A 24,442-nucleotide genomic window follows, 5' to 3' on the forward strand; every position below is an offset into this window, starting at 1 on the left:
CATGTTCAGCTCCCCGAGCTCTCCCGGGGGCGCGGCACTCGTCGCCTTCGGCGAGTACCAGCCCTCCCAGGTCGTCACCAACGCCGACATGGAAGCCCGCGTCGACACCAACGACGAGTGGATCCAGAGCCGTGTCGGCATCAAGGAGCGGCGCATCGCGGGTCCCGAGGACACCGTGGAGAGCATGGCCGTCGCGGCCGGCGGCAAGGCCCTGGCGGCCAGCGGGCTGTCCCCCGAGGACGTCGACCTGGTGATCGTGGCGACCTGCACCGTTCAGGACCAGATCCCCAACGCGGCCGCCACCGTCGCCACCCGGCTGGGCATCACCGCCCCCGGCGCCTTCGACCTCAACGCCGCCTGCGCGGGCTTCTGTTACGCGCTGGGCGTGGCCTCGGACATGGTTCGAGGCGGCAGCGCGCGCAACGTACTGGTGATCGGGTCGGAGAAGCTCAGCGACTGGGTGGACTGGGAGGACCGCGGCACCTGTGTGATCTTCGCCGACGGTGCCGGGGCCACGATCGTCTCGGCCTCCGAGGAACAGGGCGTGGGTCCGGTGGTGTGGGGTTCCTCCGGAGAGCGCGCCGACAAGATCTACCTGCGCGACCACAAGTACCTGTACCAGGAGGGCCAGGCGGTCTTCCGCTGGACCACCACCGAGCTGTACAAGGTCGCCCTGGAAGCCCTGGAGCGGGCGGGCGTGGAGCCCTCCGAGCTGACCGCGTTCGTCCCCCACCAGGCCAATCTGCGGATCGTGGAGTCCATCGCCAAGAAGCTGGGCGCGCCCCAGGCACTCGTGGCCCGCGATATCGTCACCGCTGGCAACACCTCCTCCGCGTCCATTCCGCTCGCGCTCTCGCGCATGATCGGTCGCGGGGAGCTGCCGTCGGGGAGCACCGTACTCACCCTGGGCTTCGGCGCGGGCCTGGTCTACGCCGCTCAGGTGGTCCGCATCCCCTGAGCACCGCCCGAACCCGTGGGGTAACACCGTGCGGGCCGGATCAACGCATCCATTGCCTCACACGGCGTCCCTGAAGCGACACCGAACCACCAAGCAAGGAGAAACACGACATGGCTCACAGCGAGCAGGAGATCCTGGCCGGCCTCGGCGAGATCATCGAGGAGATCGTTGGCACCGAGGCCTCCGAGGTCACCCCCGGAAAGAGCTTCGTGGACGACCTCGACATCGACTCGCTGTCCATGGTGGAGATCGCCATCGCCGCCCAGGACAAGTTCGGCGTGGAGATCCCGGATGACCAGCTCAAGGACCTCAAGACGGTCCAGGACGTCATCAACTTCATCCAGAAGTAGCGCGTCCGGGGCACCGGGGCACATCCCGCCCCGGTGCCCCGGCCCACCGCCACACGCGGCCTTTTCACCCACACCCGCCAACGCCTCCCGGCCCGTAGCCGGGAACGACCCACGAGAAGGGCGATCGGATCATGTCCAAGACCGATGTCGTCGTCACCGGCCTCGGCGCCACCACCCCCCTCGGGAGTGACGTCGCGACCACATGGTCCGCGCTCCTCGACGGCCGCTCCGGCATCACGACCCTGCCGGAGGAGTGGCACGAGAAGCTGCCGGTGCACTTCGCCGGCCAGATCGCGCAGGAGCCCTCCGAGAAGCTGCCCCGGCCGCGCCTGCGCCGTCTGGACCGCACCCAGCAGTTCGCGCTGATCGCCGCGAAGGAGGCCTGGCAGCACGCCGGGTCCCCCGAGGTCGATCCGGTTCGCCTGGGCGTGGTGGTCTCCAGCGGTATCGGTGGCATCCTCACCATCCTGGAGCAGTACGACACCTTCCGTGAGAAGGGCTGGAAGCGGGTCTCCCCGTTCACCGTGCCCATGCTCATGCCCAACAGCCCCGCCGCCGCGATCAGCCTGGAGTACACCGCCCGAGCCGGCTCGCACGTGCCGGTGAGCGCCTGCGCCTCCAGCGCCGAGGCCATCGCCGACGGTGTGGACATGATCCGCTCCGGCCGTGCCGACGTGGTGATCGCCGGTGGCACCGAGGCCGCGATCCACCCGCTCAACATCGCCTCGTTCGCCTCCATGCGCGCCCTGTCCACGCGCAATGAAGACCCGCAGACGGCCTCCCGTCCCTGGGACAAGGACCGCGACGGCTTCGTCATGGGCGAGGGTGCCGGCATCCTCATCCTGGAGTCGGCCGAGCACGCCGCCAAGCGGGGCGCCCACGTGTACGCCCACGCCGCGGGTGTGGGGTACACCAACGACGCCTACGACATCGTCCAGCCCGATCCGGAGGGCATCGGTCAGGCCCGCGCCATCACCGTGGCCCTGGAGGACGCCGACCTCAAGCCCGCCGACATCGTGCACGTCAACGCGCACGCCACCTCCACCCCGGCCGGGGACGTCGGTGAGACCCGAGCGATCCGCTCGGCCCTGGGCGACTCCGCCGCCGACAGGGTCGCGGTGACCTCCACCAAGTCCATGACCGGCCACCTGCTGGGCGGCGCGGGCGCCGTGGAGTCGATCGCGACCATCCTGGCCCTGCACGACGGGCTCATCCCGCCGACCATCAACATCGATGAGCTCGACCCGGACGTGGCCGTGGACATCGTCCGCGACAAGCCCCGGGACATGCCCACCGGTGACGTGGCCGCCATCAACGAGTCCTTCGGATTCGGCGGTCACAACGTCGCGGTGACCTTCCGCCGCGCCTGACCCGACGCCGGCGGCGGCCGCCGCGACACCCCGCGGCGGCCGCCCACGACCTTCATGCCGCCGCACCGGCACGACCATCGACCGCTTCGGCTAAGGAGCGCAGCCCCTGTGACTGTGATCGACAACCGTGTGACGGCGGCCCCGCAGGCCGCTCCCGAGCCTGATCCCCGGCAGCCGAGTGTCCGGCTCACCCGGTTCTTCGACGAGGGCTCCGTGCAGCTGCTCACCGAGGAGGGCGCTGGTGCCGACGCCGTGGCCGCCTCGGGCCGGATCAACGGCATGCCCGCCATCGCCTTCGCCAACGACGCCCGTGTCCAGGGCGGCGCGATGGGCGTCAGAGGCTGCGGAGCCATCGAGGTCGCCTACGAGCACGCCGTACGCGAGCGGGCTCCGGTGGTGGGCCTGTGGCACTCCTCCGGGGCCCAGCTGGCCGCCGGGGTGGAGAGCCTGCACGCGGTGGGCCGTGTGTTCGCCGCGATGACCCGCGCCTCGGGCGTGGTCCCGCAGATCTCGGTGGTGCTCGGTCCGGCCGCGGGCGGTGCCGCCTACGGTCCGGCCCTGACCGACATCGTGGTGATGTCGGCCCGGGGCAAGGTCTTCGTGACCGGCCCGGGCGTGGTGGAGAGCGTTACGGGCGAGAAGATCACCGCTGAGGAGCTGGGCGGCGCGGACGCGCACGGCCGCCGCAGCGGCGTGGTGCACGTGACCGCCGTCGACGACACCGCGGCGATGCTGCGGGGCCGCCAGTTGGCGCTGCTGCTGAGCAGCCAGGGACAGCTGCGCACGGACGAGGTCACGGACATGGACCTCAGCCACGTGCTGCCGGAGTCCTCACGCCGCGCCTACGACGTCAAGCCGCTGGTGAACGGCGTCCTGGACAGCCCGCTGGGCGAGGAGTCGATCGAGCTCCAGGCGAAGTGGGCGCCGAACATGGTCACCGCGCTGGGCCGTCTGGGCGGCCGCACGGTGGGCGTGCTCGCCAACAACCCGCTGCGGCTGGGCGGCTGCCTGGACTCCAGGTCCGCGGAGAAGGCGGCCCGGTTCGTGCGCATGTGCGACGCGTTCGGCGTGCCGCTGGTGGTCCTGGTGGACGTACCCGGTTACCTGCCGGGCGTGAGCCAGGAATGGGACGGCGTGGTCCGGCGCGGCGCCAAGCTGCTGCACGCCTTCGCCGAGGCGACCGTGCCCCGGGTGACCCTGGTGACCCGCAAGTCCTACGGCGGCGCCTACATCGCCATGAACTCGCGTGCCCTGGGCGCCACGAGGGTGCTGGCCTGGTCGACCGCGGAGATCGCGGTCATGGGCCCGGTGGCAGCCGTGCGCATCCTCAAGCGCCGCGAGCTGGCCGCGGTACCGGAGGAGGAGCGCCCCGCGCTGGAGACCAGGCTGGCCGCCGAGCAGGAGAAGGAGGCCGGGGGCTTGGACAGGGCCATGGAGCTGGGCGTGGTGGACGAGGTCATCGAGGCCAAGAACACCCGTACCTCCCTGGCCGAGGCGATCGTGACGGCCCCGGCGGCGCGCGGCTCCCATGGCAACATCCCGCTGTAGTCACCGCGCCGCCACGTGCGGCTGAAGGATCCCGCACCGCCCGCCGGAGCACCCGGTGGGCGGTGTCGTGCGTACGGCCGTGGACGAGGCCGCGGAACAAGCCATGAAGGTGAGTTGAACAGCCGAGAACAGGTCTTCAGATAGGACCGGTTCCCGTCCACCATGAGGGTTGTGTCTGCCCTGCATCCCCAACACACTCCCACGTCGCAGCGGAACAAGCCTGGTACGGCCCGCCGCGCATCGGGCGCTCCCGGATTCCGGCCCATCGTGGACCTGGACTCGGGAACCGTGGTGGCCGTCGAGGTCGCCGCCGACCCGCCGCCGACCGTTCGGGGCTCCTACGCGGAGGTGACCGTTCAGGAGGAGACGGCGGTGGCCGAGTGGCTCCTGGCCCTGATGCGGGAGGCGGCCGTGACCGAGAGCCTGCTTCCGCTGGTGCTGCCGCTGCCCGCGCGGATGCTGGCCGGTGAGGGCTTCGTACCCCTGGTGGAGAGCCTGCTGCGCCGTGCGGGCCGACGACCGCGCGACATCACCTTCATGCTCAGCGCCGAACTGGCCGACATGGCGAGGCCGACGGTGGTGTCGGGGACCTCACGGCTGCGCTCGGCCGGGTTCCGGTGCGGGTTCGGTACGGCGATGGTGCGCCCGGACCTGGTGGTGGAGGCCGCGCCGTTCCTGATACGGATCGACCCCGCGATCGTGTCCGGGGTGGCCGAGGACCAGCGCCACGCCACGGTGGTGGAGGGCCTGGCCCGGATCGGACGGGGCAGCGGGGTGTACTCGCTGGCCTCGGGCGTGGACTCGGCCGAGGACGTGGTGCGGCTGCGCCGCTGCGGGATACGTGTGGGGACGGGTCCGTTCTTCGCCGACCAGACCTGGCGGCCCGGTGAACGGGTGACCCCGGTGCCCGAGCCGACCGCGGGGCAGAGCAAGGAGGACTCCGGGCCGCGGGTCACGGAGTTCATGGTGCCGCCGGTGGGGCTGGACTCCGACACCACCGCTGAGCAGGTGCTGGAGTCGTTCACCGGGGACCCGGCCCTGAACAGCGTCATCCTCATCGACCACCGGGAGCGTCCGGTGGGAGTGGTCGACCGGACCAGGTTCCTGCTGTCGGTGACGGGTCGCTACGGGCACGCCCTGTACGCCAAGCGCCCTGCGCTGCGGCTGGCGGAGTCCCCGCGCACGGTCCCGGCGTGGATGTCGGCGCTGGCGGCGCTGCGGGTGGCTGGTCAGGACACCGAGAGGGTCTACGAGGACCTGATCGCGACCAACACCTACGGCCAGTGCCTGGGTGTGGTGCACATCAGCGACCTCATCCAGTCGCTGTCGCGCGACTGAGTCCGAACGCGTCGGCGCTCCGCGCCGGAGGACTCCGCGGGCGGATCAGTCCACGGGTTCGGGACCCTTGGTGCCCGAGGGGCTGCTGGTCGGCGCGCCCTCGGCGGGGTCGAAGCCGTTGTAGGTCGACTCCTGGGCCTTGCCCTCTTCGATGGTCCTGGCGATATCGGTGCGGGCGGTCTCGTCGTGCAGGTAGTCCAGCCGTGGGCGCTTGGGCATACGGCCGTCACCGGATGAACGGCCCATGGCGCGGCGGCGCAGCCACGGCACCAGGTACTGGCGGGCCCAGCGTCGGTTCTCCCGACGGCGCAGGATGCGCGGCAGCTGCTGGGGCGGGGTGGTCCACGGATCGGTCCAGGACTCGGGCGGGCCCATCGGGAAGCCGAGGAGGTCGGCGATGCGTGCGGCGACGATCTGGTGGCCTGCGCCGTTGAGGTGTAGGCGGTCGTCGCTCCAAGCACGGGGATCGGTGAGGGCGTTGAGCGCCCACATGTCGACGATCTCGGTGCCGGTGCGCTCGGCGACGGCCCTCATGTGCATGCTGAACACGGCGATGCGGCCGCGGTAGTAGCGCAGTACCGGGATCCAACCGGTGTCGTGTCCGGACAGGATCACCACGCGGATACCCGCGTCGCGCAGTTGACGAATGCCCCGCTCGAACTGGTCGGCCAGCCGGTCGAGGTCGTTGCCCGGACGCAGGACGTCGTTGCCTCCCGCCAGGACGGTGACCAGGTCGGGCTTCCACCCGAGCGCCTGGTCGAGCTGCTCGCCGAAGATGTGCCGCATCCGCCGCCCGCGCACGCCCAGGTTGGCGTAGCGGAAGTCGGGGGTGACCGTACCCAAGTGCTCCGCGAGGCGGTCGGCGAAGCCCCGGTACTCACCGTTGGGACCGCTGTCGTCTTCCATCCCCTCGGTGATGCTGTCGCCGATCGCCACATAGGACCGGATGGCGTCCGGTCTGTCCAGGTGAGCGGCCGCTGGGGGATTCGTCTCGAGGTCTGTCACATCAACCAATCATCCGGCTCGACCGTCCCACACCTGAGCAGCGCCGGGGGCGCGCGGGTACGGCTCCTGGTATCGGGCTGCGGTCCGGCCACCAACCCGTGTCCGAACACCGTCAACCCCTGTCGGCCGCCGGGCGGCCGCCCGGCCGAAGGTCGCTCGGGCGAGGACAGTGCCCGTCCAGCATACCCACCGCCGGTGACAGCCCGCCTGCGCCGGTGTGCCAGCGCACTCCGGCGTCAGCCCCATCCTGCGCGGCACGCGACACGCGCGTATTGCTCGGAGAGGGCACGGATGTAAGGGGAACGTGAATACCAACGACCGGTAGGTCCGAAATGAGCCCGAAGCCAGATGTGATCTAGGTCACACAATCGCGCGGGTCAAGGACGTGGGACTCCCTCGTCGCGGTTGCCGCGCACCGTGGTCGCGCGGCGGGCACCGCAGACCGGGCCTGCCTGGGGGTACCCATGTGGCCCACAGGCACGTACGATCTCGAAGAAGTGCTCACGGCACCCCTGTCCCCTGGCTCGCCGTGCCCACCCACGGCAACACCGGACCGGTTTCCCGTCCGGATCCCACTCGGGTGAGGGGCGCGTACTGTGGAGCATCGAACCGAAGGCCCGTGCGGTTCCTCCCCAATTCACGTGCAGACACCAGGAGGTCGAGGTCCCCAGCGGATGAACGCCGTCTCTCCGATCTGCCTCGTCGACCTCGCGCCCGCTCTGCGGTGGTCGCGGTCGCCGGATGTGGCACCCCTGCTCCACCACGACCGCCTGATCGACGGATGGTGGCACTCGCTGCCGGTCGCGCGGGTCCTGGACATCGCGGGCCCGCCCTGGCTCGCCCACGGCATCGCCCGCCTGGCACTGGAGCATTGGGCGCACATCCCCCTGGCCGAGTTCCTGCCGAGTCTGCGCACCCAGCCGACGGACTGCTCCGACCTCTCCGAGCCCGTCCGCGGTGCGGTCACCGCCACCGCCGGTGACTGGGAGCGCCTCATCCACGCCAGCCCCGAGGAGATCGGCGAGTGGCAGCTCTCCGGCTGCTGCGCCATGGACGTGGTGAGCACGGTGGCCTGGCGCGCGCTACAGCCCTGCTGCGAGCTACCCGCGGGACCCACCCCCTCCCCCGCCCTGATGATGGAAGCCGTACGCACCATCGCCCACTGGCTGCCCGAATCGGCTCCCGAACACGTGCGCAACGCGTTGGACTACCTCAACGCCGCCACGGGCGCCGTCCGTGAGACGGAGGCCCCCGAAGACGCCGGGACCGGCCCGACGCCGCCGCAGACACCGGCGACCCGCGCGATCCGCACCTTGAGGGCCTTGCGCGCCCGGCGCGCCGAGGAGCAGGATCCCGGCACCTCGGCCGACGATCAGGCGGTGGCGTCCACCGCCATGGTCAGCTCCGCCGCGATGATCCCCAGCTCCGCCCTGAGCTCCGAGGCGGTGGGCGGCGACGGCGCTCAGGGCGGTGGTGTGGGCGATCTACGCTCACAGTTCCGCAGTTCCCTTCTGGGCCCCGGGCGTACTCTGCGACGCCCCAGCTTCGGCCCGCCCAAGGCGATGCGCGCTGACCACGTGGAGGAGCGGCCACCCGCTCCGGCGCTGGGCCAGCACCCGCTGGTGGACCTGCTGGAGGAAATGTTCCGCTCCTGGCCCGAGCTGGAACGCACGGTCGCCGCCGAACGCCTGTTCGCCACCGACCCCATCAGTATCCGCGTGCTCTCGGAGCAGATCTCGGTGGACGTCACCGAGATCCGCGCCGCCCAGCGCAAGGTCGAGGAGCGCCTGCTGCGCTGGCTCAACGCGCCCGAGGGCGCGGCGGTCACCAAGCACATGCGCGAGCTGTCCGAGCAGCTGGGCTCGGCGACCACCATCGACCGGCTGATCAGCGCCCACCCCGACCACCCGGTGGACGTGCCCACTCTGCACACGCCCCTGTGGCGGGTGATCATCACCCTGTTCACCGACCGGCGTATGCACAACGGCTGGCTGATCGCCGACGATCCCAACCGGTTGCGCTGGCAGACCCGCGAGATGCTGGGTGACACGCCCAGCATGACCGAGGCCGCCATCCGGCTGGGCCGCATCGGCATCCGCCAGCAGGAACTGCGCGCCTGGCTGCTGAGTACCCCCGGGGTGAGCCTGAAGGACGGGCACGTGTTCGTGGACCCGTCGGTGCCCATGGAGGTGCCCACGGGCCACGCCGGCCACACCGCCACGGAGGAGTCCGGGGCCACCACCGAAAACGGGCTGCCGATACGGCGCCGCCTGGACGGGCAGCCGTCCTCGAACGAGTCAGCGCCCGACCACCAGCAAAGACCCGTGCACGACCAGGGCACCGCCGTCCTGGACCCGCACCGCGTCGTGCCGCTCGGTCCGACGCCCGGACAGGCCCACGGTGCCCCTCCGGTGACTCCGGCCCCGCCCGCCGCTCCCCCCTCCCAGCCCGGCGCGAGTGGCCCCGCCATGGCGGCCCGCTGCTTCCGCGCCCCGGACGGGCGATGGTGGCACCGCGTCGACATCACCGCCGACCACCTCAACGGCGCCCCCGTGGCCGTCCCCACCGGCTACGCCACTCACCTGGGCCTGCAACCCGGGCGCCTGCTGTGCCTGACCGCGCCGGGGGCCGACCTGCTGGTGCTGGTCTGGCGCGACCAGCCCGCGTTCGACTCCCTGCGCCCCCTGCTGCGCCGCCAGGCCGCCCAGCCCGGCGACCGCATGTTCATCACGGTGGCCGGTGACCGCCTGGACGCGCGCAAACTGCCCGCCACCGACCTGAGCAGCCACCCTCCCGCCGCCCGGGCCCTGCACTTGAGCGGGTACACCGCTCCCACCTCCACGGACGAGGCCCTGAAGGTCCTCTCCCGACGCATCACCGACAACGACGACGAGGCTTTCGCGGACCCGCAGGCGCTGGTCGACCTGCTGGCCCTTCGCGGGGACAACGACATCGCCGCGGAGCTGCGCGCGGGGCTGTTCGCCACCCACTGACGACGTCCGCCACAGAGGAACCGCCTCCCCCGTTCATCTCATGGCCGACCCCGTCTGAGACCCGCCACCGCGCCCCAGGGCGCGGGCCAGGCGCCGCACCCCCTGGACCACCTCCTGGGTGCCGGAGGTTCCGGCGAAGCCGAGCCGCAGGTACCGCGCGGGCGGCTCGGCGGGGAAGTAGGCCCGTCCCGGGGCCACGGCCACGCCTTCGCGCAGGGCCGCCGCCACGGTCTCCGACTCGTCGGTCCCCTCGGGTAGGCGCAACCACAGGTGGTAGCCGCCGCGTCGGGAGACGGGCTGCTCCAGACGGGGAAGTTCGCGTACCAGGGCGTCGGTCATGGCGACGCGCCGCTCGGTCAGGCCCGCGACCACGGCACGCAGGTGCCGGGGCCAGGCCGGGGAGGCCACGAGCTCCAGTGTGGCCTCCTGAAGCGGGCGCGGGACGAAGAAGCTGTCCACCACCTGGATGGCGCGCAGGCGGCGCAGAACCGGCCCCCGGGCGGCGAGCGCCCCCACCCGCAGGCTGGGCGAGGTGGCCTTGGTCAGCGAGCACACGTGCACGACGGTGCCGTGCTCATCCTCCGAAGCCAGGGTGGGCGGCAGCGGCGCGGAGTCCGTGTGGGCGAGGCGTCGGGCGAAGTCGTCCTCCACGACGAACGCGCTCGCGGCGCGGGCGATACGCAGGACCTCAGCGCGCCGGTGCGGAGCGAGCACGGCCCCGGTGGGGTTGTGGAAAAGCGGCTGACACAGGAGCAGTCGGGCGCCGGTGGCGGTGAAGGCGTCCTCCAGCAGGTCGGTGCGCAGTCCGTCCGCGTCGACGGGGACAGGGACCGGACGCATCCCGCATGCACGGGCCACGGCAAGCAGGCCAGGGTAGGTGGGCGACTCCACCAGGACGGAGGATCCGGGCGGCGCCAGGGCGCGCAGAGCGGTGGTCAAAGAGCTCTGTCCCCCGCCGGTGACCAGGACGTCGGCGGCGTCCAGGGGGCCGGAGGGGCCGGCGATCTCACGGGCGAACCAGCCGCGCAGCTCCTCCAGGCCTTCGATCGGCGGCTGCGCCCATACGCCCGGGCGGCGGGCCGCACCCGCCAGGGCTTTGGTGAGCGCGCGTTCGGGACGGAGTGAGGCGTGCAGGTAGCCGCCATGGAAGCTGATCACACCCGGCGGGGTCTCGGAGAGTGTGGCCAGGACTCCGGTGTCGTCGACTGAGCGGGGCAGGCCCTCCCCCGGCGAGGCGGCCGGTTCGGCGCTCAGGGCGACCTCCTGCCAGGAGGTGTCCTCGGGTCCGCGCGCCGGCCGTCGGTGCTGGGCCCGAAAGGATCCGGAGCCGGGCCGGGTGACGAGGAAGCCCTCGGCGGCGAGCTGGGCGATAGCACTGGAGACCGTCACCGGGCTCACCCCGTACTGCTCCACCAAAGCTCGACTGGAGGGAAGCTTCTCACCAGGCGGGTAACGGTCGAACGCCAGACGCAGCCGATCGCGTAGATCAGTGGTACTGCTACTATTTTTCATGAGAGTACAGAATAGCGCTACTGACATGAATCGGGTAGCGGTACGCAGCGGAGCCCTGTGGGCCGCGCTGGGCGTCCTGGCCTTCTCCTTCACCTTCCCCGCGACCCTGTGGTCCCTCGACGGCTTCGGCCCCTGGGCGTCAACGGCCCTGCGCTGCTCCCTGGCCGGACTGGTCGCCGCAGGGTGCCTGCGCGCGGCTCGGACACCCCTCCCCGGCCGCCACCGGATCCTCGCGCTGCTCGTGGTGGCGTCCGGGTGCGTCATCGCCTTCCCGCTGTTCACCGCGCTGGCCCTGCGGACGACGTCCGCCGGGAACGCTGCCGTGGTGGTCGGCGCCCTGCCGCTGGCCACGGCCGCCTACTCCTCCATACGCACGGACACGCGCCATTCCCCCCTGTTCTGGGCGGCGGCGGTCACCGGCGCCGTCACCGTCCTCACGTTCACCCTCGTGCGGGCCGACGGCGTGCCCGGTATGGGCGATCTATACCTGTTCGCGGCGCTGGTCGGAGCGGCCGCGGGTTACGCCGAGGGCGGGCGGCTCGCGGGAGGCATGCCAGGCTGGCAGGTGATCTCCTGGGCGTTGGTGCTGTCGCTGCCGCTGACAGTCCCCCTGTCGGCCATCGCGCTCACCCTGGAGCCCGTCCACGTGACACCGACGGCGCTGACGGGGCTGGCCTACCTGGCCATGGTGAGCCAGTTCGGCGGGTTCGTGGCCTGGTATCGCGGCATGGGGCTGATCGGCGTGGTGCGCGCCAGCCAGCTGCAATTGGCCCAGCCCCTGCTGACCCTGGTGTGGGCGGTACTCCTGCTCGGCGAACTCCTGTCCGCCTCGGCCCCGCTCACCGCGGTCGTGGTCCTCACGTGCGTGGTGGTCACGCAACGGGCCCGGTGACGCCGGCCACTCACCCGCACGTGTGCCCGTGCCCCCGTAGAGCGTGCAGCGGCGGCCCTCCTCAGGGGGTCGGGGAAGCCTGAAGCGGCGACCCGCCGAAGGAGGTTTGGGTAAAGCGTGCAGGGGCCCCGGCTGGGCAACGAGTCCGCCCGCCTCACACTGCGCCGCTCCAACGGCACGCGGGGAGAGCGGTGGCCCGCCCGTGTGAACGCACCCACTCACACGGGCGGGCCGGGACCCCCAAAGGTCCCGGCCCGCTCACGTGTGCGTACCACGTCAGACGTTGAAGCCCAGCATGCGCAGCTGGTCGCGCCCGTCCTCGGTGATCTTGTCCGGACCCCACGGCGGCATCCAGACCCAGTTGATCTTGACGTCGCGCTCGAACTCGTCCAGGGCGCTGGTGGCCTGGTCCTCGATGACGTCGGTCAGGGGGCACGCCGCGCTGGTCAGGGTCATGTCCAGCGTGATGGTCTTGTCGTCGGCGTTCACCCCGTACAGCAGGCCCAGGTCAACGACGTTCACGCCCAGCTCGGGGTCGATCACGTCCTTGAGCGCCTCGCCGATCTCCTCGGCCAGCGCCTCCGCCTCCGGGGAGAGGGGCGCGCTCTCGGCGACCTCGGTCGTTGTCGTCTCGTTCTCGCTCATCAGACGGTTTCCTTCTCCAGGGTCTGCGACACCGCGTCCTTCCAGGCCATCCACCCCAGTAGGGCGCACTTGATCCGCGCGGGGTACTTGGACACTCCGACGAACGCCACCGCGTCCTCCAGTACGTCCTCGTCAGGCTCGCCCTTGCCCTTGGAATGCATCAACTCGGTGAAGGCGTCCAGGGTCGTCATGCCCTCGGCGACGGTCCGGCCGATGAGCAGGTCGGTCAGCACCGAAGTGCTGGCCTGACTGATCGAACAGCCCATCCCGTCGTAGGAGACGTCGCTGATCACGGCCTTGTCGTCGAGCGCGTCGGCACCCTCGGCAGGGGTCAGGGCCACCCGGAGCGTCACCTCGTCCCCGCAGGTGGGATTGATGTGGTGCGCCTCCGCGTTGTGCGGATCCCGCAGGCCCTTGTGGTGCGGATTCCGGTAGTGGTCCAGGATGATCTCCTGGTACATAGCGTCCAACTGCATGGTCAGGCTGTTCCTCGCTCTGGGGCCGTTCCGAAGAACTTCTGCGCGGCCCTGATGGCCTCCACGAGCGCGTCCACGTCCTCCATCGTGTTGTAGAGGTAGAAGGACGCGCGCGTGGTCGCGACGATACCCAGCTTGCGGTGCAGCGGCCAGGCGCAGTGGTGGCCCACGCGGACCTCCACGCCGCAGTCGTCAAGCACCTGTCCCAGGTCGTGCGGATGGATGTCGTCCACGACGAAGGACACCGCGCCTCCGCGGTCCACCGCCTCGGTCGGACCGACGATCCGCACACCCTCGACGGCGCTGACCCGCTCGAGCGCGTACTCGGTGAGCGCGTGCTCGTGCTCGGCCACCCGGCCCATGCCCACCTTGGACAGGTAGTCGCAGGCCGCGGCCAGGCCGACGGCCTGGGGGGCCATCGGCACACCGGCCTCGAAGCGCTGGGGCGGCTCGGCCCACGTGGAGTACTCCATGTGGACCACGCCGATCATGGAGCCGCCAGTGATGAACGGCGGGATGGCCTCCAACAATTCCCGGCGCCCCCACAGCACGCCGATCCCGTTGGGACCGAGCATCTTGTGCCCGGAGAAGACCAGGAAGTCCACCCCCAGCTCGGCCACATCGACCGGCATGTGCGGAACCGACTGGCAGGCGTCCAGCACCGTCAGCGCGCCGACCTCGCGGGCCCGGTCGACCAGGGGCCTGACCGGGTTCACGGTGCCCAGCACGTTGGACTGGTGGGTGAACGCCACCACCTTGGTGCGCTCGTTGACCAGGTCCCCGATGTCGGAGAGGTCCAGACGGCCCTCCTCGGTCACCGGGAACCAGCGCAGCGTCGCACCGGTGCGCTGGCACAGCTGCTGCCAGGGCACCAGGTTGGCGTGGTGCTCCATCTCGGTCACCACGACCTCGTCGCCGGGTCCGACCTGGAAGCGACGCAGCTCCTTGTCGGCCGTCGCGGAGTTGCTCAGCGCGTAGGTCACCAGGTTGACGCCCTCGGTGGCGTTCTTGGTGAACACCACCTCTCCGGCGTCGGCCCCGATGAACCGGGCGATGGTCTCCCGAGCCTCCTCGTAGGCGTCGGTCGCCTCCTCCGCGAGCTGGTGCGCGCCGCGGTGCACCGCCGCGTTGTGGCGTTCGTAGAACTCACGCTCGGCGTCGAGCACCTGACGGGGTTTCTGTGAGGTGGCCCCGGAATCCAGGTACACCAAAGGCCGTCCGTCGCGAACGGTCCGGGAGAGGATCGGAAAGTCCTCCCGGATCGCCCCGACGTCAAGCGGGCCCGTCCCGGCCCGGCCGAACTCGCGGACTGTGGTCATGGGTTACGCGCCCGCCTTCGCGAAACGCTCGTAGCCGTCGGCCTCCAGCACGTCGGCCAGCTCAGCACCGCCGGACTCGGCGATACGGCCCTGCGCGAAGACGTGCACGAAGTCGGGCTTCACGTAGTTGAGGATTCGGGTGTAGTGGGTAATGAGCATGACGCCCATCTCGCCGCTCTCCTTGGCCCGGTTGACGCCCTGGGAGACGATCTTGAGCGCGTCGACGTCCAGACCGGAGTCGGTCTCGTCCAGGATGGCGACCCTGGGCTTGAGCAGCTCCAGCTGGAGGATCTCGTGGCGCTTCTTCTCACCGCCGGAGAAACCCTCGTTGACGCCACGGGCGGCGAAGGCCGAGTCGATGGCCAGGTCCTTCATCGTGCCCTGCAGCTCCTTGGAGAACTGGCGGAGCTTGGGGGCCTCGCCGCGCACCGCGGTGACCGAGCTGCGCAGGAAGTTGGACATGGACACGCCCGGAACCTCGACCGGGTACTGCATCGCCAGGAACACTCCGGCGCGGGCACGCTCGTCGACGCTCATCTCCAGGATGTTCTCGCCGTCGACCAGGACCTCGCCCTCGGTGATCTCGTAGCGCGGGTGGCCCGCGATCGCGTAGGCGAGGGTGGACTTGCCCGAGCCGTTGGGGCCCATGATGGCGTGGGTCTCACCGGAGTTGATGGTCAGGTCAACGCCCTTGAGGATCTCCTGCCGCTCGTCCTCACCGATGAGGACGTCGGCGCGCAGACCGCGGATTTCAAACTTCGTCATTTCAGCCTCAGGAATTCTTCTCATCCAACGAGACGAGCACGTCGTCGCCGTCGATCTTCACGTCGTAGGTGGGGACCGGCTGGGTCGCGGGCGGGTTGATCGGCGCCCCCGAGCCCAGGTCGAAGCACGAGCCGTGCAGCCAGCACTCGATGGTGCCGTCCTCGACCTCGCCCTCCGACAGGCGGACCTCTGCGTGCGAGCACACGTCCCGCACTGCGTAGACCTCGCCCTCGCTGCGGACAAGGGCGATGGGTGTCTCGTCGTCGGTCTCGATTCCGAGGACCCCCTCCTCGGGGATCTCGTCGAGTGCGGCGACCTTCACCCAGCGACCGGACTCACTCATGCTCGGCCAGCTTGCGCTCGACCTTGGCCATGATCTCCTCACGCAGCTCCTCGACCGGGATCCGGGCGATGAGCTCCAGGAAGTAGCCGCGGATGACCAGGCGACGGGCCTCGTCCTCCGGGATGCCCCGGGAGCGCAGGTAGAACAGGTGGATGTCGTCGAGGCGGCCGCTGGCGGCGGCGTGCCCGGCGCCCTCCACCTCACCGGTGAAGATCTCCAGGTTGGGCACCGAGTCCACGCGGGTGTCGTCGGTGAGCTGGAGGTTGCGGTTGTGCTCGTAGGAGTCGGTACCGGTGGTGCCCTCGCCGATGATCACGTCACCGATCCACACACCGTGGGCGCCCTTGCCGCTCAGCGCACCCTTGTACTCCACCCGCGAACGGGTGTTGGAGATGTTGTGGTCGATGAGCGAGCGGTGCTCGTGGTGCTGGCCGTCCCCGGTGAAGTACAGGCCGTGCAGCTCGGCGTTGGCGCCGCGCCCCTTGTAGGCCACCTTCGGGGAGAGCCGGACCAGGTCGCCGCCCAGTGTGATCACGATCGACTTGAACGTGGCGTCCTTGGCGACCTGGGCGTTGTGCTGGGAGACGTCGACGGCGTCGTTGTCCCAGTCCTGAAGGCTGACCAGGGTCACGCGCGCGCCCTCGCCGACGTGGACGTCCACGCTGCCGGCGCGCACACCCGTACCGGTCTGGTTGAGGACGACGACCACCTCGGCCAGCGGCTTGACGTCGATGACGAACTGGGCGTAGCGGGTACCGCCCTGGGCCTTCCGGTCGACGACGACCGGGCGCTCCGGGACCGCGTCCTGCGCGACCGTGATGACCGTGGCCTGCTCGAAGGAGCTGTGGGCCTGGGCGGTCACGCGGTCGGCGGGGAAGCCGGCGGTGCCGATACGGGCGTCGTCGCGGCCGACCGTCTCGACGGTGACGCCCTCAGGGGCGTCAACGTCGATCTTGTCCGTGCCGTCGGCGACGGCGCTACCGTCATGCAGACCCTTGAGGCGGCGCAGCGGCGTGAAGCGCCACTCCTCCTCACGGCCGTTCGGGATCGGGAAGTCGTTCACGTCGAAGGACCCGTGGGTGGCCAACTTGGAGAACGGGATTTCCCCGAGGCCGTGGCTGTGGGCCTTGGGTTCGATGCTCGGGCTGGTCAACTTAACCAACCGCTCCTTCCATCTGAAGTTCGATCAGCCGGTTCAGCTCAAGCGCGTACTCCATGGGCAGCTCGCGCGCGATGGGCTCGACGAACCCGCGCACGATCATGGCCATGGCCTCGTCCTCGTCCATGCCCCGGCTCATCAGGTAGAAGAGCTGGTCCTCGCTGACCTTGGAGACGGTCGCCTCGTGCGCGAGCTCGGCGTCGTCCTCGCGCAGGTCGTTGTAGGGGTAGGTGTCCGAGCGACTGATGGTGTCGATCAGCAGCGCGTCGCACTTGACGGAGGACTTGGCGTGGTCAGCGCCCTCCTGCACCTGCACCAGCCCCCGGTAGGAGGCTCGGCCCCCACCGCGTGCCACCGACTTGGAGACGATGTTGGAGGAGGTGTTGGGCGCGCAGTGCACCATCTTGGACCCGGTGTCCTGGTGCTGGCCCTCGCCCGAGAAGGCGATGGACAGGGTCTCGCCCTTGGCGTGCTCGCCCATCAGGTACACGGCCGGGTACTTCATGGTGACCTGGGAACCGATGTTGCCGTCGATCCACTCCATGGTGGCGCCCTCTTCGGCGACGGCGCGCTTGGTGACCAGGTTGAAGACGTTGTTCGACCAGTTCTGGATGGTCGTGTAACGGCAGCGGGCGTTCTTCTTGACGATGATCTCGACGACCGCCGAGTGCAGCGAGTCCGACTTGTAGATCGGCGCGGTGCAACCCTCGACGTAGTGGACGTAGGCGCCCTCGTCGACGATGATCAGGGTCCGCTCGAACTGGCCCATGTTCTCGGTGTTGATCCGGAAGTAGGCCTGCAACGGGATCTCCACGTGCACGTTCTTGGGCACGTAGATGAACGACCCGCCGCTCCACACGGAGGTGTTGAGCGCGGCGAACTTGTTGTCGCCGGGCGGGATCACCGATCCGAAGTACTCCTCGAAGACCTCCGGGTACTCCTTGAGCGCCGTGTCGGTGTCCAGGAAGAGGACGCCCTGCTCCTCCAGGTCCTCTCGGATCTGGTGGTAAACGACCTCGGACTCGTACTGCGCGGCGACACCGGCGACCAGACGCTGCTTCTCCGCCTCGGGGATGCCCAGCTTGTCATAGGTCTTCTTGATGTCCTCGGGCAGTTCCTCCCAGGAGGTGGCCTGCTTCTCCGTGGACCGCACGAAGTACTTGATGTTGTCGAAGTCGATCCTGGACAGGTCCGCGCCCCAGTCGGGCATGGGCTTCTTGTCAAAGAGCCTCAGGGACTTGAGGCGGAGTTTGGTCATCCACTCCGGCTCGTCCTTCTTGGAAGAGATGTCGCGAACGACCTCTTCGTTCAGACCGCGTCGGGCCGAGGCTCCGGCCACGTCCGAGTCGGCCCAGCCGTACTCGTAATTTCCGAGCCCTTCGAGCTCGGGATGCGCGATAGACGTCATGCGCGGACTCCTCCTGGACTCACACGTCCTGGTGTTGAACTGAGCCGTCCGCCACCTGGCGGATGGCCTTGGACGCGGGGGTGCCGTTCTCCCCGCTCGCCACGTCTCCCCGCGGGGTTACGTGCGTGGTGCACACACCGTCGCCGTGAGCGATGGTGGCCAATCTGCGCACAGGGGTGCCCAGAAGCCGCGCGAAGGCCTCGATCTCGGCCTCACAGAGCTGCGGGAACTCGGCGGCCACGTGCGCGACGGGGCAGTGGTGCTGGCACAGCTGGTCGCCGCCCCCGGGTGCGGGCGCCTGGCCCGCGGTAGCGGCGTAGCCGTCGTTGGAGAGCGCTTCGGCCAGCAACCGGACGCGTTGTTCTGCGGGAACCGCGTCCAGCATGGGCTTGTAGCGCCGCTCCAGGTCGCCGACCTGACTGCGGGCGAACTCGCCAACGGCCCCGGGCCCCGCCGTCTCGGCCAGGAAACGGAGCGCGCTGGTGGCGAGGTCGTCATAGGCGTGGACGAAGGCGTCGCGTCCGGCCTCGGTGATGGCGAAGACTCGCGCAGGACGGCCCCTGCGGCGGCGCCCGCCGTGGGGCCGTGCGTCACGGGCCTCGACCATGCCCTCGCTGGTCAGGTTGTCGAGGTGGCGGCGGATGGCCGCCGGAGTGAGCCCGAGGCGCTCCCCCAGGGAGGACGCGGTGATCGGGCCCTTCTCCAGGATGAGCCGCGCGACCCGGGCGCGGGTGCCGGTCTCGGCCCCGCGGTCCGACCCGATCAGAGGACGGGACACACTGGATGCTTCAGACACAGACTTCCCCTCCCCTCTCGAACGCGGCTCTTTCTTTTGACAACATCAGTGTGGCGTAAATAAGTCCACCTAGGCAAACCCTGTCTCATGCCTTTTCTCACGAAGGGCAGCCTTGCCTAACAGTGGTTTCACGCATGTGGAGTACACCGGACACAACCCCGGACGGGGGCCGGAGCATTCCGGATAACCACATGCTGAAACAGCGATCCCGCGATACAGACAGACAGCGCTCCTCGTGCCCCCGGTCCGACCACACCGTCCCCGGGGCGGTGAGCCGCCCCGCCGGGCCGCACGTAGACTCAGGGCTCATGGACACAGCCGCGGTCGAGGTCGTCGACCTGGTCAAGCGCTACGGCGCCACCACCGCAGTCACCGGCCTCACCTTCAGCGCGCGCCGGGGCGCGGTGACGGCGCTGCTCGGGCCCAACGGCGCGGGCAAGACCAGCACCATCGAGATCTGCGAGGGTTTCCGCCGCGCCGACGGCGGGCGGGTACGGGTGCTGGGCCTGGACCCCGTCGCCGACGCCGCCGCCCTCAAGCCCCGCGTGGGAGTGATGCCCCAGTCCGGCGGGGTGCCCACCGGTGCCCGCGCCGCCGAGTGGCTGCGGCTGATGGCCTCCTTCCACGCACAGCCGATCGAGCCCGGCCTGCTGCTGGAACGGCTCGGCCTGACCTCCGTGGCCGCCACACCGTTCCGCCGCCTGTCCGGCGGCCAGCAGCAGCGCCTGTCGCTGGCCTGCGCCGTGGTCGGGCGCCCCGAACTGGTCTTCCTGGACGAGCCGACCGCGGGGTTGGACCCACAGGCGCGCATGGCCACCTGGGACCTGGTGGCGGCCCTGCGCAGGGCGGGCGTGGCGGTGATCCTGACCACGCACTACATGGAGGAGGCCGAGCGGCTGGCCGACCATGTCGTCGTCATCGATCGCGGCGCCGTGGCCGCCGAGGGAACCCCGGCCGAGCTGACCGGGGACCGCCGTGAGGTGTACTTCTCCACGAACGCGCCCGTGGACACCGGGCAACTGGAGGCCGCCCTGCCCGGAGGCAGCCGGATCGCCTCGCAGGACACCGCCGACGGCCGCCGCGAGTACACGGTCACCACCGACGACCCTGACGCGCTCGGCCCGGAGTTCCTGGCCACGGTCACCGCCTGGTGCGCCTCGGCCGGGGTACTGGCCGAGGACCTGCGCGTACGAAGGCGTACCCTCGAGGACGTCTTCCTTGAACTCACCGGCCGGGAACTGCGCAACCAATGACCGAGCACCCCTCCACCGCATCCGTCCGGGCCGCCGCCGTGCCCGGAGACGACGACGCAGCGCTGTTCGCCCCCGCGCCCGGGGCCGCCCCGATGTGGCGGATGGTCGCCTCGCAGACCGGCATGGAGCTGCGGGTGATGCTGCGCCACGGCGAGCAGTTCCTGCTGACCATGGTGATCCCGGTGCTGCTGTTGGTGGGGTTCAGCCTCACCCCGGTGCTGGACGTGGGCGAGGGCGCGAGGGTGGACGCGCTCACCCCCGGAGTGCTGGCGCTGGCGGTGATGTCCACGTCGTTCACGGGCCTGGCCATCGGCACCGGCTTCGAGCGCCGCTACGGGGTGCTCAAGCGGCTGGGGGCGACCCCGTTGTCCCGCTTCGGGCTGTTGGCCGCCAAGACCCTGGCCGTGCTCGGCGTGCAGGTGATCCAGGCGGTGGTGCTGTGCACGGTGGCGCTGGCGCTGGGCTGGTCGCCCTCGCTGGCGCCGACGGGCGTGCTGGCGGTGGCCGCGCTGGTGCTGTTGGCGACCGCCGCGTTCAGTTCGCTGGCCCTGCTGATGGCCGGCACGCTACGCGCCGAGGCGACCCTGGCCGGAGCCAACCTGGTGTACGTGCTGATGCTGGGCCTGGGCGGGGTACTGTTCCCGACCAGCAGCTTCCCCGGGCCCTTGGAGCAAGCGGTGACGGCGCTGCCGATCACCGCGCTCAGCTCGGGACTGCGGACGGTCCTGATCGGGGGCTCCCTTCCGGGACCGGGCACGTTCGCGGTGCTGGCCGTGTGGGCCGCCGTCAGCGGGTTCCTGGCCAGCCGCCTCTTCCGCTGGGAGTAGGCCCCCGCCCGGCTCCGCCCCGCGGATCAGGTTCTAGCATCAGACCATGTTCGACGTCGACGCGGTGACCGCCATCCTCCACGAGGCGGTGGAAGAGGTGGTCCTCCCCCGCTTCCGGGCCCTGTCCGAGGGCCAGGTCGTGGAGAAGTCGCCCGGGGAGATCGTCACCGTGGCCGACCGCGAGGCCGAGGAACTCATCACCGACCGGCTCCGCGCGATCGTCGACGCGCCGGTGGTGGGCGAGGAGGCCGCCTCGGCCGATCCCGCGCTACTGCGCGCACTGAACAAGGAGCCCACGGCCTGGCTGGTCGACCCGCTGGACGGCACGAGGAACTTCGTGAACGGCCGCCCCGAGTACGCGGTGATGGCGGCCCTGGTACGCGGGGGCGAGACCGTCGCCGCGTGGATCGTGCAACCCTGCGCGAAGCGCGTCTACGTCGCGGAACGGGGCTCGGGCACCTGGCGGGACGGGACGCGTGTGCGCCGGCCCCCGGCCCCCGTATCCCCGGCCGACATGCGCGGCGCCGTGCTGACCCGTTTCCTCGGTCCCTCCGCGCGCCGGCGCGCGGAGGAGACAGCGCCCCGGTTCGCCGCGGTCGGGCCGGGAGCGCACTGTGCCGGGGTGGACTACCCCCGCCTCTTCGAGGGCGAGCTGGACTTCGTGCTGTTCCACCGAACCCTGCCCTGGGACCACGCCCCCGGTTCCCTGATGCTGGCCGAGGCGGGCGGGGTGTCCCTGCGTCCGGACGGAAGCGTGTACCGCCCCGGAGACGACGCCGTCGGGCTGCTCAACGCCGCCGACGAGGCGTGCTGGAAGACCGTGCGCTCTTTGCTGGTCGGCTGACCCCGAAGGCGCCCGCGGCGGAGCGGCCCACAGCCGGTTCAGCCCACGGGCAGCAGGCGCCACTGTTGGTGGGCGTGCCCTCCGTCGGGTGCCTGGGCGACCAGGGTGCCGTTGTCCGGTGCGCCGCCCTGTCCCTCCAGGGCCTGGCCGGTGGCGCGGTTGACCAGGCGTACCACGCCCGGGCCGACCTCGATCACCGTCCAGTGCTGGTTGGGCGATCCGGTGCGGGTGAGCAGCGCCGCGCCCGGCTGGGCGGCGGAATCGGCCGGGATCTCCAGGACCTTGCTGCTACCGATGCCCTCGATCTCGTAGAAGCCCTCCTCCACGGGGACGAACCGCCACTGCTGGTTCGGCTCGTCGTGGCGGTCCCAGAGGTGGACGGGGGCGCCGTTGGCGGTGGATTTGTCGACGACGTCGATGACACGGTCGCCGTGCACGTTCTGTAGGGCGTAGACGAGCTCGGGGTCCAGCCCCGCCGGATGGACGACCTCCTCCTCTTCCTCTTCCTCCTCGGTCTCCTCGGCCTGCTCGTCCTCCTCCGGGGCACCCGGAGGCTGGGCGAGGATACCCGAGACCGTGTTCATGTCCGCCTCCTCGGGGGCGGCACCGTCAGCCGTGAGCAGGCCCACGGTGTAGCCGCCGATGGATACGACCAGAAGCAACGCCAGGGCTCCGGCGACGAGGGGCCAGTGTGGTACGTACCATTCGTGGGCGCGGGCACGGCGTCGGGACATGTGAGGGACTCCAGCGGGCTGCGGGGCGGGGCCGGGGACGTCCATGTCCCCGGACCATTTCACACCACTTGGCCTGTTTCACGCATGTTCACCCTCCGCTGTCCGCGGCGAACTCGATAGGGTCCCGGCCATGGAAGCGATCGGAGTTCCCTGGTTCATGGCGGTCCGGCACCTCGGGCCGCCCCTGTTCCTGCTCGCCCTGGGCGGCGCTCTGCTGGTGTGGCGGCGGCCCGCGCGGTCGGGGCTGGTGTGGGCCGGGCTGGTGACGAACCTGGTCGCCGCGGCGCTGCCGTATCTGTGGCTCGGGTTGCAGATCCTCACCGACCAGGCGGAACGAACGGTGTACGGGCTGATCATGACGCTGGTGCAGCCCGGAGTGACTACGGTGGCCTGGGTTCTGCTGCTGGCCGCGGTCCTCGCCAGGAAACCCGGTGAGGGCGGTCGGGGTGAACGGGCCGTACCGGCCGACGGGAGCGGGCGTGCGGAGAGGACGTCCGAAAACATAGGATGATTTCCCATGGACACCCCGGAGCGCGCCCAGGCACCCTTCTCCCTGCAACGCGCGGCGGAAGCGGTGCCTTCGGCCTGGCTGGTGCTGGTGGGCATCGTCTCGGTGCAAACCGGCGCGGGGGTGGCCAAGAACCTGTTCGAGGCGCTTCCCCCGGCAGCGGTCGTGTGGCTGCGGCTGCTGACCTCGGCGGTGCTCCTGGTCCTGGTGGCGCGACCGGTACTCCGCGCGCGCTCGCGCACCGACTGGCTGGTGGTGGCCGGCTACGGCATCGCGCTGGCGATGATGAACTTCCTCATCTACCAGGCGTTCGCACGGATCCCGCTGGGGATCGCGGTCACCATCGAGTACCTGGGGCCGCTGGCCATCGCGGTCCTGGGCTCGCGGCGACGGATCGACCTGCTGTGGGCGGGCATGGCCGGACTGGGTGTGGTCGCGCTGGGACTGGAGTCGGGGTCGATGGATCCGCTGGGCATCGTGTTCGCGGTGTTGGCGGCGGTCGCGTGGGCGGGGTACATCATGCTCAGCGCGGCGACGGGCCAGCGCTTCAGCGGCGCGTCCGGGCTGGCGATCGCCAGCGTGGTCGGCGTGGTGGTCATCGCTCCGATGGGAGTCGTCGAGGGCGGTACGGCCCTGCTGGACTGGCGCCTGCTGCTGTTCGGCCTGGTGGTCGGCGTGCTGTCCTCGGTCGTTCCGTACACGCTGGAGCTGAGCGCCCTGCGCCGCATGCCTCCGCGGGTGTTCGGTGTGCTGATGAGCTTGCAGCCGGCCGTCGCGGCGCTCGTGGGCCTGGTGCTGCTGGGAGAGTTGCTGACCGTGTGGCAGTGGTTCGCCGTGGCGTGCGTGATCATGGCCAGCGCGGGCTCCACACGCACCTCAGCCAGGCATGGCGACGGTGGAGCGGAGGCCGACGGGGCCTCCGCGGGCTCCTCGCACGAGGGCCACCGCGACCGCTGAGGCGGAAACAGCCTCCGCGACTCTCCGGTATCGGCATATCCGACGACATATCGAATGAGGAGCAGTACACCCGATATGCGTGGTGGACCGCGATAGCACCCGCCATTGCCGCCTTAGGCGCTCTGCCCGGAAACACCGGAGAGAACCAAGTTTGCCACTCTGTGTTTCCGAACGCACACAAATGGTTATCTGTCCTGGTGGGTCGGCCAATTGGTTCGACCGATCGCATCTGAAGGGGGAGCCATGCGCACCACCGCCAAACTGATGATGACCGCTCTGTTCACCGTCGGCCTGCTCGGGATGGGGGCCGGGAGCGCCTCCGCCACCGACGCCGACGTGTACGAGGCGTGCGTGAAGGAGCAGGGCATTCTCGGGCTGATCAACGTGAACCTGGAAGTGCTCAACCAGTGCATCTCGAACCACAACGGCTAGCTGGTTCCGG

At 70.3% G+C, this 24,442-nt stretch carries 24 protein-coding genes; 13 read left to right on the forward strand and 11 right to left on the reverse strand.

What is annotated here, in order from left to right; genetic code table 11:
- Position 1 precedes the first annotated feature (1 nt).
- The 5 genes from AC0T5L_RS20550 (at position 2) to AC0T5L_RS20570 (ending at position 5,564) form a co-directional block, all read left to right on the forward strand.
- Positions 2-958, forward strand: a complete 957-nt coding sequence (locus AC0T5L_RS20550) for a beta-ketoacyl-ACP synthase III (protein ID WP_476167085.1) — start codon at positions 2-4, stop codon at positions 956-958.
- Between the two features lie 110 nt (positions 959-1,068).
- A complete protein-coding gene (locus AC0T5L_RS20555) occupies positions 1,069-1,308 on the forward strand; it encodes an acyl carrier protein (protein WP_150243565.1) in 240 nt (79 codons plus the stop codon).
- A 131-nt stretch (positions 1,309-1,439) separates the two neighbouring features.
- On the forward strand, positions 1,440-2,678 hold the full coding sequence (gene fabF, locus AC0T5L_RS20560; RefSeq protein WP_476167086.1) for a beta-ketoacyl-ACP synthase II: 1,239 nt from the start codon (positions 1,440-1,442) through the stop codon (positions 2,676-2,678).
- A 108-nt stretch (positions 2,679-2,786) separates the two neighbouring features.
- A complete protein-coding gene (locus AC0T5L_RS20565; protein WP_476167087.1) occupies positions 2,787-4,226 on the forward strand; it encodes an acyl-CoA carboxylase subunit beta in 1,440 nt (479 codons plus the stop codon).
- A gap of 171 nt (positions 4,227-4,397) precedes the next feature.
- Positions 4,398-5,564, forward strand: a complete 1,167-nt coding sequence (locus AC0T5L_RS20570) for an EAL domain-containing protein (RefSeq protein WP_476167088.1) — start codon at positions 4,398-4,400, stop codon at positions 5,562-5,564.
- Between the two features lie 45 nt (positions 5,565-5,609).
- On the opposite strand, the gene AC0T5L_RS20575 is transcribed toward AC0T5L_RS20570, so the two are convergent.
- Positions 5,610-6,500, reverse strand: a complete 891-nt coding sequence (locus AC0T5L_RS20575) for an SGNH/GDSL hydrolase family protein (RefSeq protein ID WP_476167172.1) — start codon at positions 6,498-6,500, stop codon at positions 5,610-5,612.
- Positions 6,501-7,243: 743 nt separating this feature from the next.
- On the opposite strand from AC0T5L_RS20575, the gene AC0T5L_RS20580 reads away from it, so the two are divergent.
- Entirely contained in the window at positions 7,244-9,562 is a 2,319-nt protein-coding gene (locus AC0T5L_RS20580; protein ID WP_476167089.1) for a hypothetical protein, read from the forward strand.
- A gap of 33 nt (positions 9,563-9,595) precedes the next feature.
- Here the strand turns inward: AC0T5L_RS20580 and AC0T5L_RS20585 are convergent, their stop codons facing one another.
- Positions 9,596-11,074: an aminotransferase-like domain-containing protein gene (locus tag AC0T5L_RS20585; protein ID WP_476167090.1), complete on the reverse strand. Its 1,479-nt coding sequence runs from the start codon at positions 11,072-11,074 to the stop codon at positions 9,596-9,598.
- A 25-nt stretch (positions 11,075-11,099) separates the two neighbouring features.
- On the opposite strand from AC0T5L_RS20585, the gene AC0T5L_RS20590 reads away from it, so the two are divergent.
- Positions 11,100-11,966 carry a DMT family transporter gene (locus AC0T5L_RS20590; protein WP_476167091.1) on the forward strand — a complete coding sequence of 289 codons (867 nt, stop codon included), beginning with the start codon at positions 11,100-11,102 and terminating at the stop codon, positions 11,964-11,966.
- Positions 11,967-12,242: 276 nt separating this feature from the next.
- On the opposite strand, the gene AC0T5L_RS20595 is transcribed toward AC0T5L_RS20590, so the two are convergent.
- The 8 genes from AC0T5L_RS20595 to AC0T5L_RS20630 are packed head-to-tail and all read right to left on the reverse strand — an operon-like array spanning position 12,243 to position 18,877.
- The gene (locus AC0T5L_RS20595; protein ID WP_476167092.1) at positions 12,243-12,611 is read right to left on the reverse strand and encodes a metal-sulfur cluster assembly factor; all 369 of its coding nucleotides are present in this window, start codon (positions 12,609-12,611) and stop codon (positions 12,243-12,245) included.
- Positions 12,611-13,087 (reverse strand): Fe-S cluster assembly sulfur transfer protein SufU, encoded by a 477-nt coding sequence (gene sufU, locus AC0T5L_RS20600; protein WP_476167093.1) that lies wholly within the window; start codon positions 13,085-13,087, stop codon positions 12,611-12,613. Before sufU ends, AC0T5L_RS20595 begins: the two co-directional genes overlap by 1 nt.
- Positions 13,088-13,089: 2 nt before the next feature.
- Positions 13,090-14,406: a cysteine desulfurase gene (locus tag AC0T5L_RS20605; protein ID WP_476167094.1), complete on the reverse strand. Its 1,317-nt coding sequence runs from the start codon at positions 14,404-14,406 to the stop codon at positions 13,090-13,092.
- Between the two features lie 3 nt (positions 14,407-14,409).
- Positions 14,410-15,171: a Fe-S cluster assembly ATPase SufC gene (gene sufC, locus AC0T5L_RS20610; RefSeq protein WP_476167095.1), complete on the reverse strand. Its 762-nt coding sequence runs from the start codon at positions 15,169-15,171 to the stop codon at positions 14,410-14,412.
- Positions 15,172-15,178: 7 nt separating this feature from the next.
- A complete protein-coding gene (locus AC0T5L_RS20615; protein ID WP_476167096.1) occupies positions 15,179-15,514 on the reverse strand; it encodes a non-heme iron oxygenase ferredoxin subunit in 336 nt (111 codons plus the stop codon).
- Positions 15,507-16,667: a Fe-S cluster assembly protein SufD gene (gene sufD, locus AC0T5L_RS20620; RefSeq protein ID WP_476167097.1), complete on the reverse strand. Its 1,161-nt coding sequence runs from the start codon at positions 16,665-16,667 to the stop codon at positions 15,507-15,509. Before sufD ends, AC0T5L_RS20615 begins: the two co-directional genes overlap by 8 nt.
- Before the next feature lies 1 nt (position 16,668).
- Positions 16,669-18,081 carry a Fe-S cluster assembly protein SufB gene (gene sufB, locus AC0T5L_RS20625; protein WP_476167098.1) on the reverse strand — a complete coding sequence of 471 codons (1,413 nt, stop codon included), beginning with the start codon at positions 18,079-18,081 and terminating at the stop codon, positions 16,669-16,671.
- A 19-nt stretch (positions 18,082-18,100) separates the two neighbouring features.
- Positions 18,101-18,877, reverse strand: a complete 777-nt coding sequence (locus AC0T5L_RS20630; RefSeq protein ID WP_476167099.1) for a helix-turn-helix transcriptional regulator — start codon at positions 18,875-18,877, stop codon at positions 18,101-18,103.
- A gap of 308 nt (positions 18,878-19,185) precedes the next feature.
- Between AC0T5L_RS20630 and AC0T5L_RS20635 the strand changes: the two genes are divergently transcribed.
- The 3 genes from AC0T5L_RS20635 to AC0T5L_RS20645 are packed head-to-tail and all read left to right on the forward strand — an operon-like array spanning position 19,186 to position 21,801.
- Positions 19,186-20,130, forward strand: coding sequence for an ABC transporter ATP-binding protein (locus AC0T5L_RS20635; RefSeq protein ID WP_476167100.1), 945 nt, complete (start codon positions 19,186-19,188; stop codon positions 20,128-20,130).
- Entirely contained in the window at positions 20,127-20,957 is an 831-nt protein-coding gene (locus AC0T5L_RS20640) for an ABC transporter permease (protein WP_476167101.1), read from the forward strand. Before AC0T5L_RS20635 ends, AC0T5L_RS20640 begins: the two co-directional genes overlap by 4 nt.
- Positions 20,958-21,003: 46 nt before the next feature.
- A complete protein-coding gene (locus AC0T5L_RS20645; protein WP_476167102.1) occupies positions 21,004-21,801 on the forward strand; it encodes an inositol monophosphatase family protein in 798 nt (265 codons plus the stop codon).
- Positions 21,802-21,839: 38 nt separating this feature from the next.
- On the opposite strand, the gene AC0T5L_RS20650 is transcribed toward AC0T5L_RS20645, so the two are convergent.
- Complete coding sequence (locus AC0T5L_RS20650) at positions 21,840-22,535, reverse strand: RICIN domain-containing protein (protein ID WP_476167103.1); 696 nt, start codon at positions 22,533-22,535, stop codon at positions 21,840-21,842.
- 130 nt (positions 22,536-22,665) lie between these two features.
- On the opposite strand from AC0T5L_RS20650, the gene AC0T5L_RS20655 reads away from it, so the two are divergent.
- The 3 genes from AC0T5L_RS20655 to AC0T5L_RS20665 all read left to right on the forward strand — a co-directional run bounded on the left by AC0T5L_RS20655 (position 22,666) and on the right by AC0T5L_RS20665 (position 24,432).
- Positions 22,666-23,046, forward strand: a complete 381-nt coding sequence (locus AC0T5L_RS20655) for a hypothetical protein (protein ID WP_476167104.1) — start codon at positions 22,666-22,668, stop codon at positions 23,044-23,046.
- A 6-nt stretch (positions 23,047-23,052) separates the two neighbouring features.
- Positions 23,053-24,000 carry an EamA family transporter gene (locus AC0T5L_RS20660; protein WP_476167105.1) on the forward strand — a complete coding sequence of 316 codons (948 nt, stop codon included), beginning with the start codon at positions 23,053-23,055 and terminating at the stop codon, positions 23,998-24,000.
- A gap of 243 nt (positions 24,001-24,243) precedes the next feature.
- Positions 24,244-24,432, forward strand: a complete 189-nt coding sequence (locus tag AC0T5L_RS20665; RefSeq protein ID WP_476167106.1) for a hypothetical protein — start codon at positions 24,244-24,246, stop codon at positions 24,430-24,432.
- The last annotated feature ends 10 nt before the right edge of the window (positions 24,433-24,442 follow it).

It is taken from the genome of Nocardiopsis sp. TRM 82005 (genome assembly GCF_056312425.1).

Coding starts and splice junctions, on each gene's coding strand:
- AC0T5L_RS20550 (WP_476167085.1), top strand. CDS start 2: ATGTTCAGCTCCCCGAGCTCTCCCGGGGGCGCGGCACTCGTCGCCTTC.
- AC0T5L_RS20555 (WP_150243565.1), top strand. CDS start 1,069: ATGGCTCACAGCGAGCAGGAGATCCTGGCCGGCCTCGGCGAGATCATC.
- fabF (WP_476167086.1), top strand. CDS start 1,440: ATGTCCAAGACCGATGTCGTCGTCACCGGCCTCGGCGCCACCACCCCC.
- AC0T5L_RS20580 (WP_476167089.1), top strand. CDS start 7,244: ATGAACGCCGTCTCTCCGATCTGCCTCGTCGACCTCGCGCCCGCTCTG.
- AC0T5L_RS20585 (WP_476167090.1), bottom strand. CDS start 11,074: ATGAAAAATAGTAGCAGTACCACTGATCTACGCGATCGGCTGCGTCTG.
- AC0T5L_RS20590 (WP_476167091.1), top strand. CDS start 11,100: ATGAATCGGGTAGCGGTACGCAGCGGAGCCCTGTGGGCCGCGCTGGGC.
- AC0T5L_RS20595 (WP_476167092.1), bottom strand. CDS start 12,611: ATGAGCGAGAACGAGACGACAACGACCGAGGTCGCCGAGAGCGCGCCC.
- sufU (WP_476167093.1), bottom strand. CDS start 13,087: ATGCAGTTGGACGCTATGTACCAGGAGATCATCCTGGACCACTACCGG.
- AC0T5L_RS20605 (WP_476167094.1), bottom strand. CDS start 14,406: ATGACCACAGTCCGCGAGTTCGGCCGGGCCGGGACGGGCCCGCTTGAC.
- sufC (WP_476167095.1), bottom strand. CDS start 15,171: ATGACGAAGTTTGAAATCCGCGGTCTGCGCGCCGACGTCCTCATCGGT.
- AC0T5L_RS20615 (WP_476167096.1), bottom strand. CDS start 15,514: ATGAGTGAGTCCGGTCGCTGGGTGAAGGTCGCCGCACTCGACGAGATC.
- sufB (WP_476167098.1), bottom strand. CDS start 18,081: ATGACGTCTATCGCGCATCCCGAGCTCGAAGGGCTCGGAAATTACGAG.
- AC0T5L_RS20635 (WP_476167100.1), top strand. CDS start 19,186: ATGGACACAGCCGCGGTCGAGGTCGTCGACCTGGTCAAGCGCTACGGC.
- AC0T5L_RS20640 (WP_476167101.1), top strand. CDS start 20,127: ATGACCGAGCACCCCTCCACCGCATCCGTCCGGGCCGCCGCCGTGCCC.
- AC0T5L_RS20645 (WP_476167102.1), top strand. CDS start 21,004: ATGTTCGACGTCGACGCGGTGACCGCCATCCTCCACGAGGCGGTGGAA.
- AC0T5L_RS20650 (WP_476167103.1), bottom strand. CDS start 22,535: ATGTCCCGACGCCGTGCCCGCGCCCACGAATGGTACGTACCACACTGG.
- AC0T5L_RS20655 (WP_476167104.1), top strand. CDS start 22,666: ATGGAAGCGATCGGAGTTCCCTGGTTCATGGCGGTCCGGCACCTCGGG.
- AC0T5L_RS20660 (WP_476167105.1), top strand. CDS start 23,053: ATGGACACCCCGGAGCGCGCCCAGGCACCCTTCTCCCTGCAACGCGCG.
- AC0T5L_RS20665 (WP_476167106.1), top strand. CDS start 24,244: ATGCGCACCACCGCCAAACTGATGATGACCGCTCTGTTCACCGTCGGC.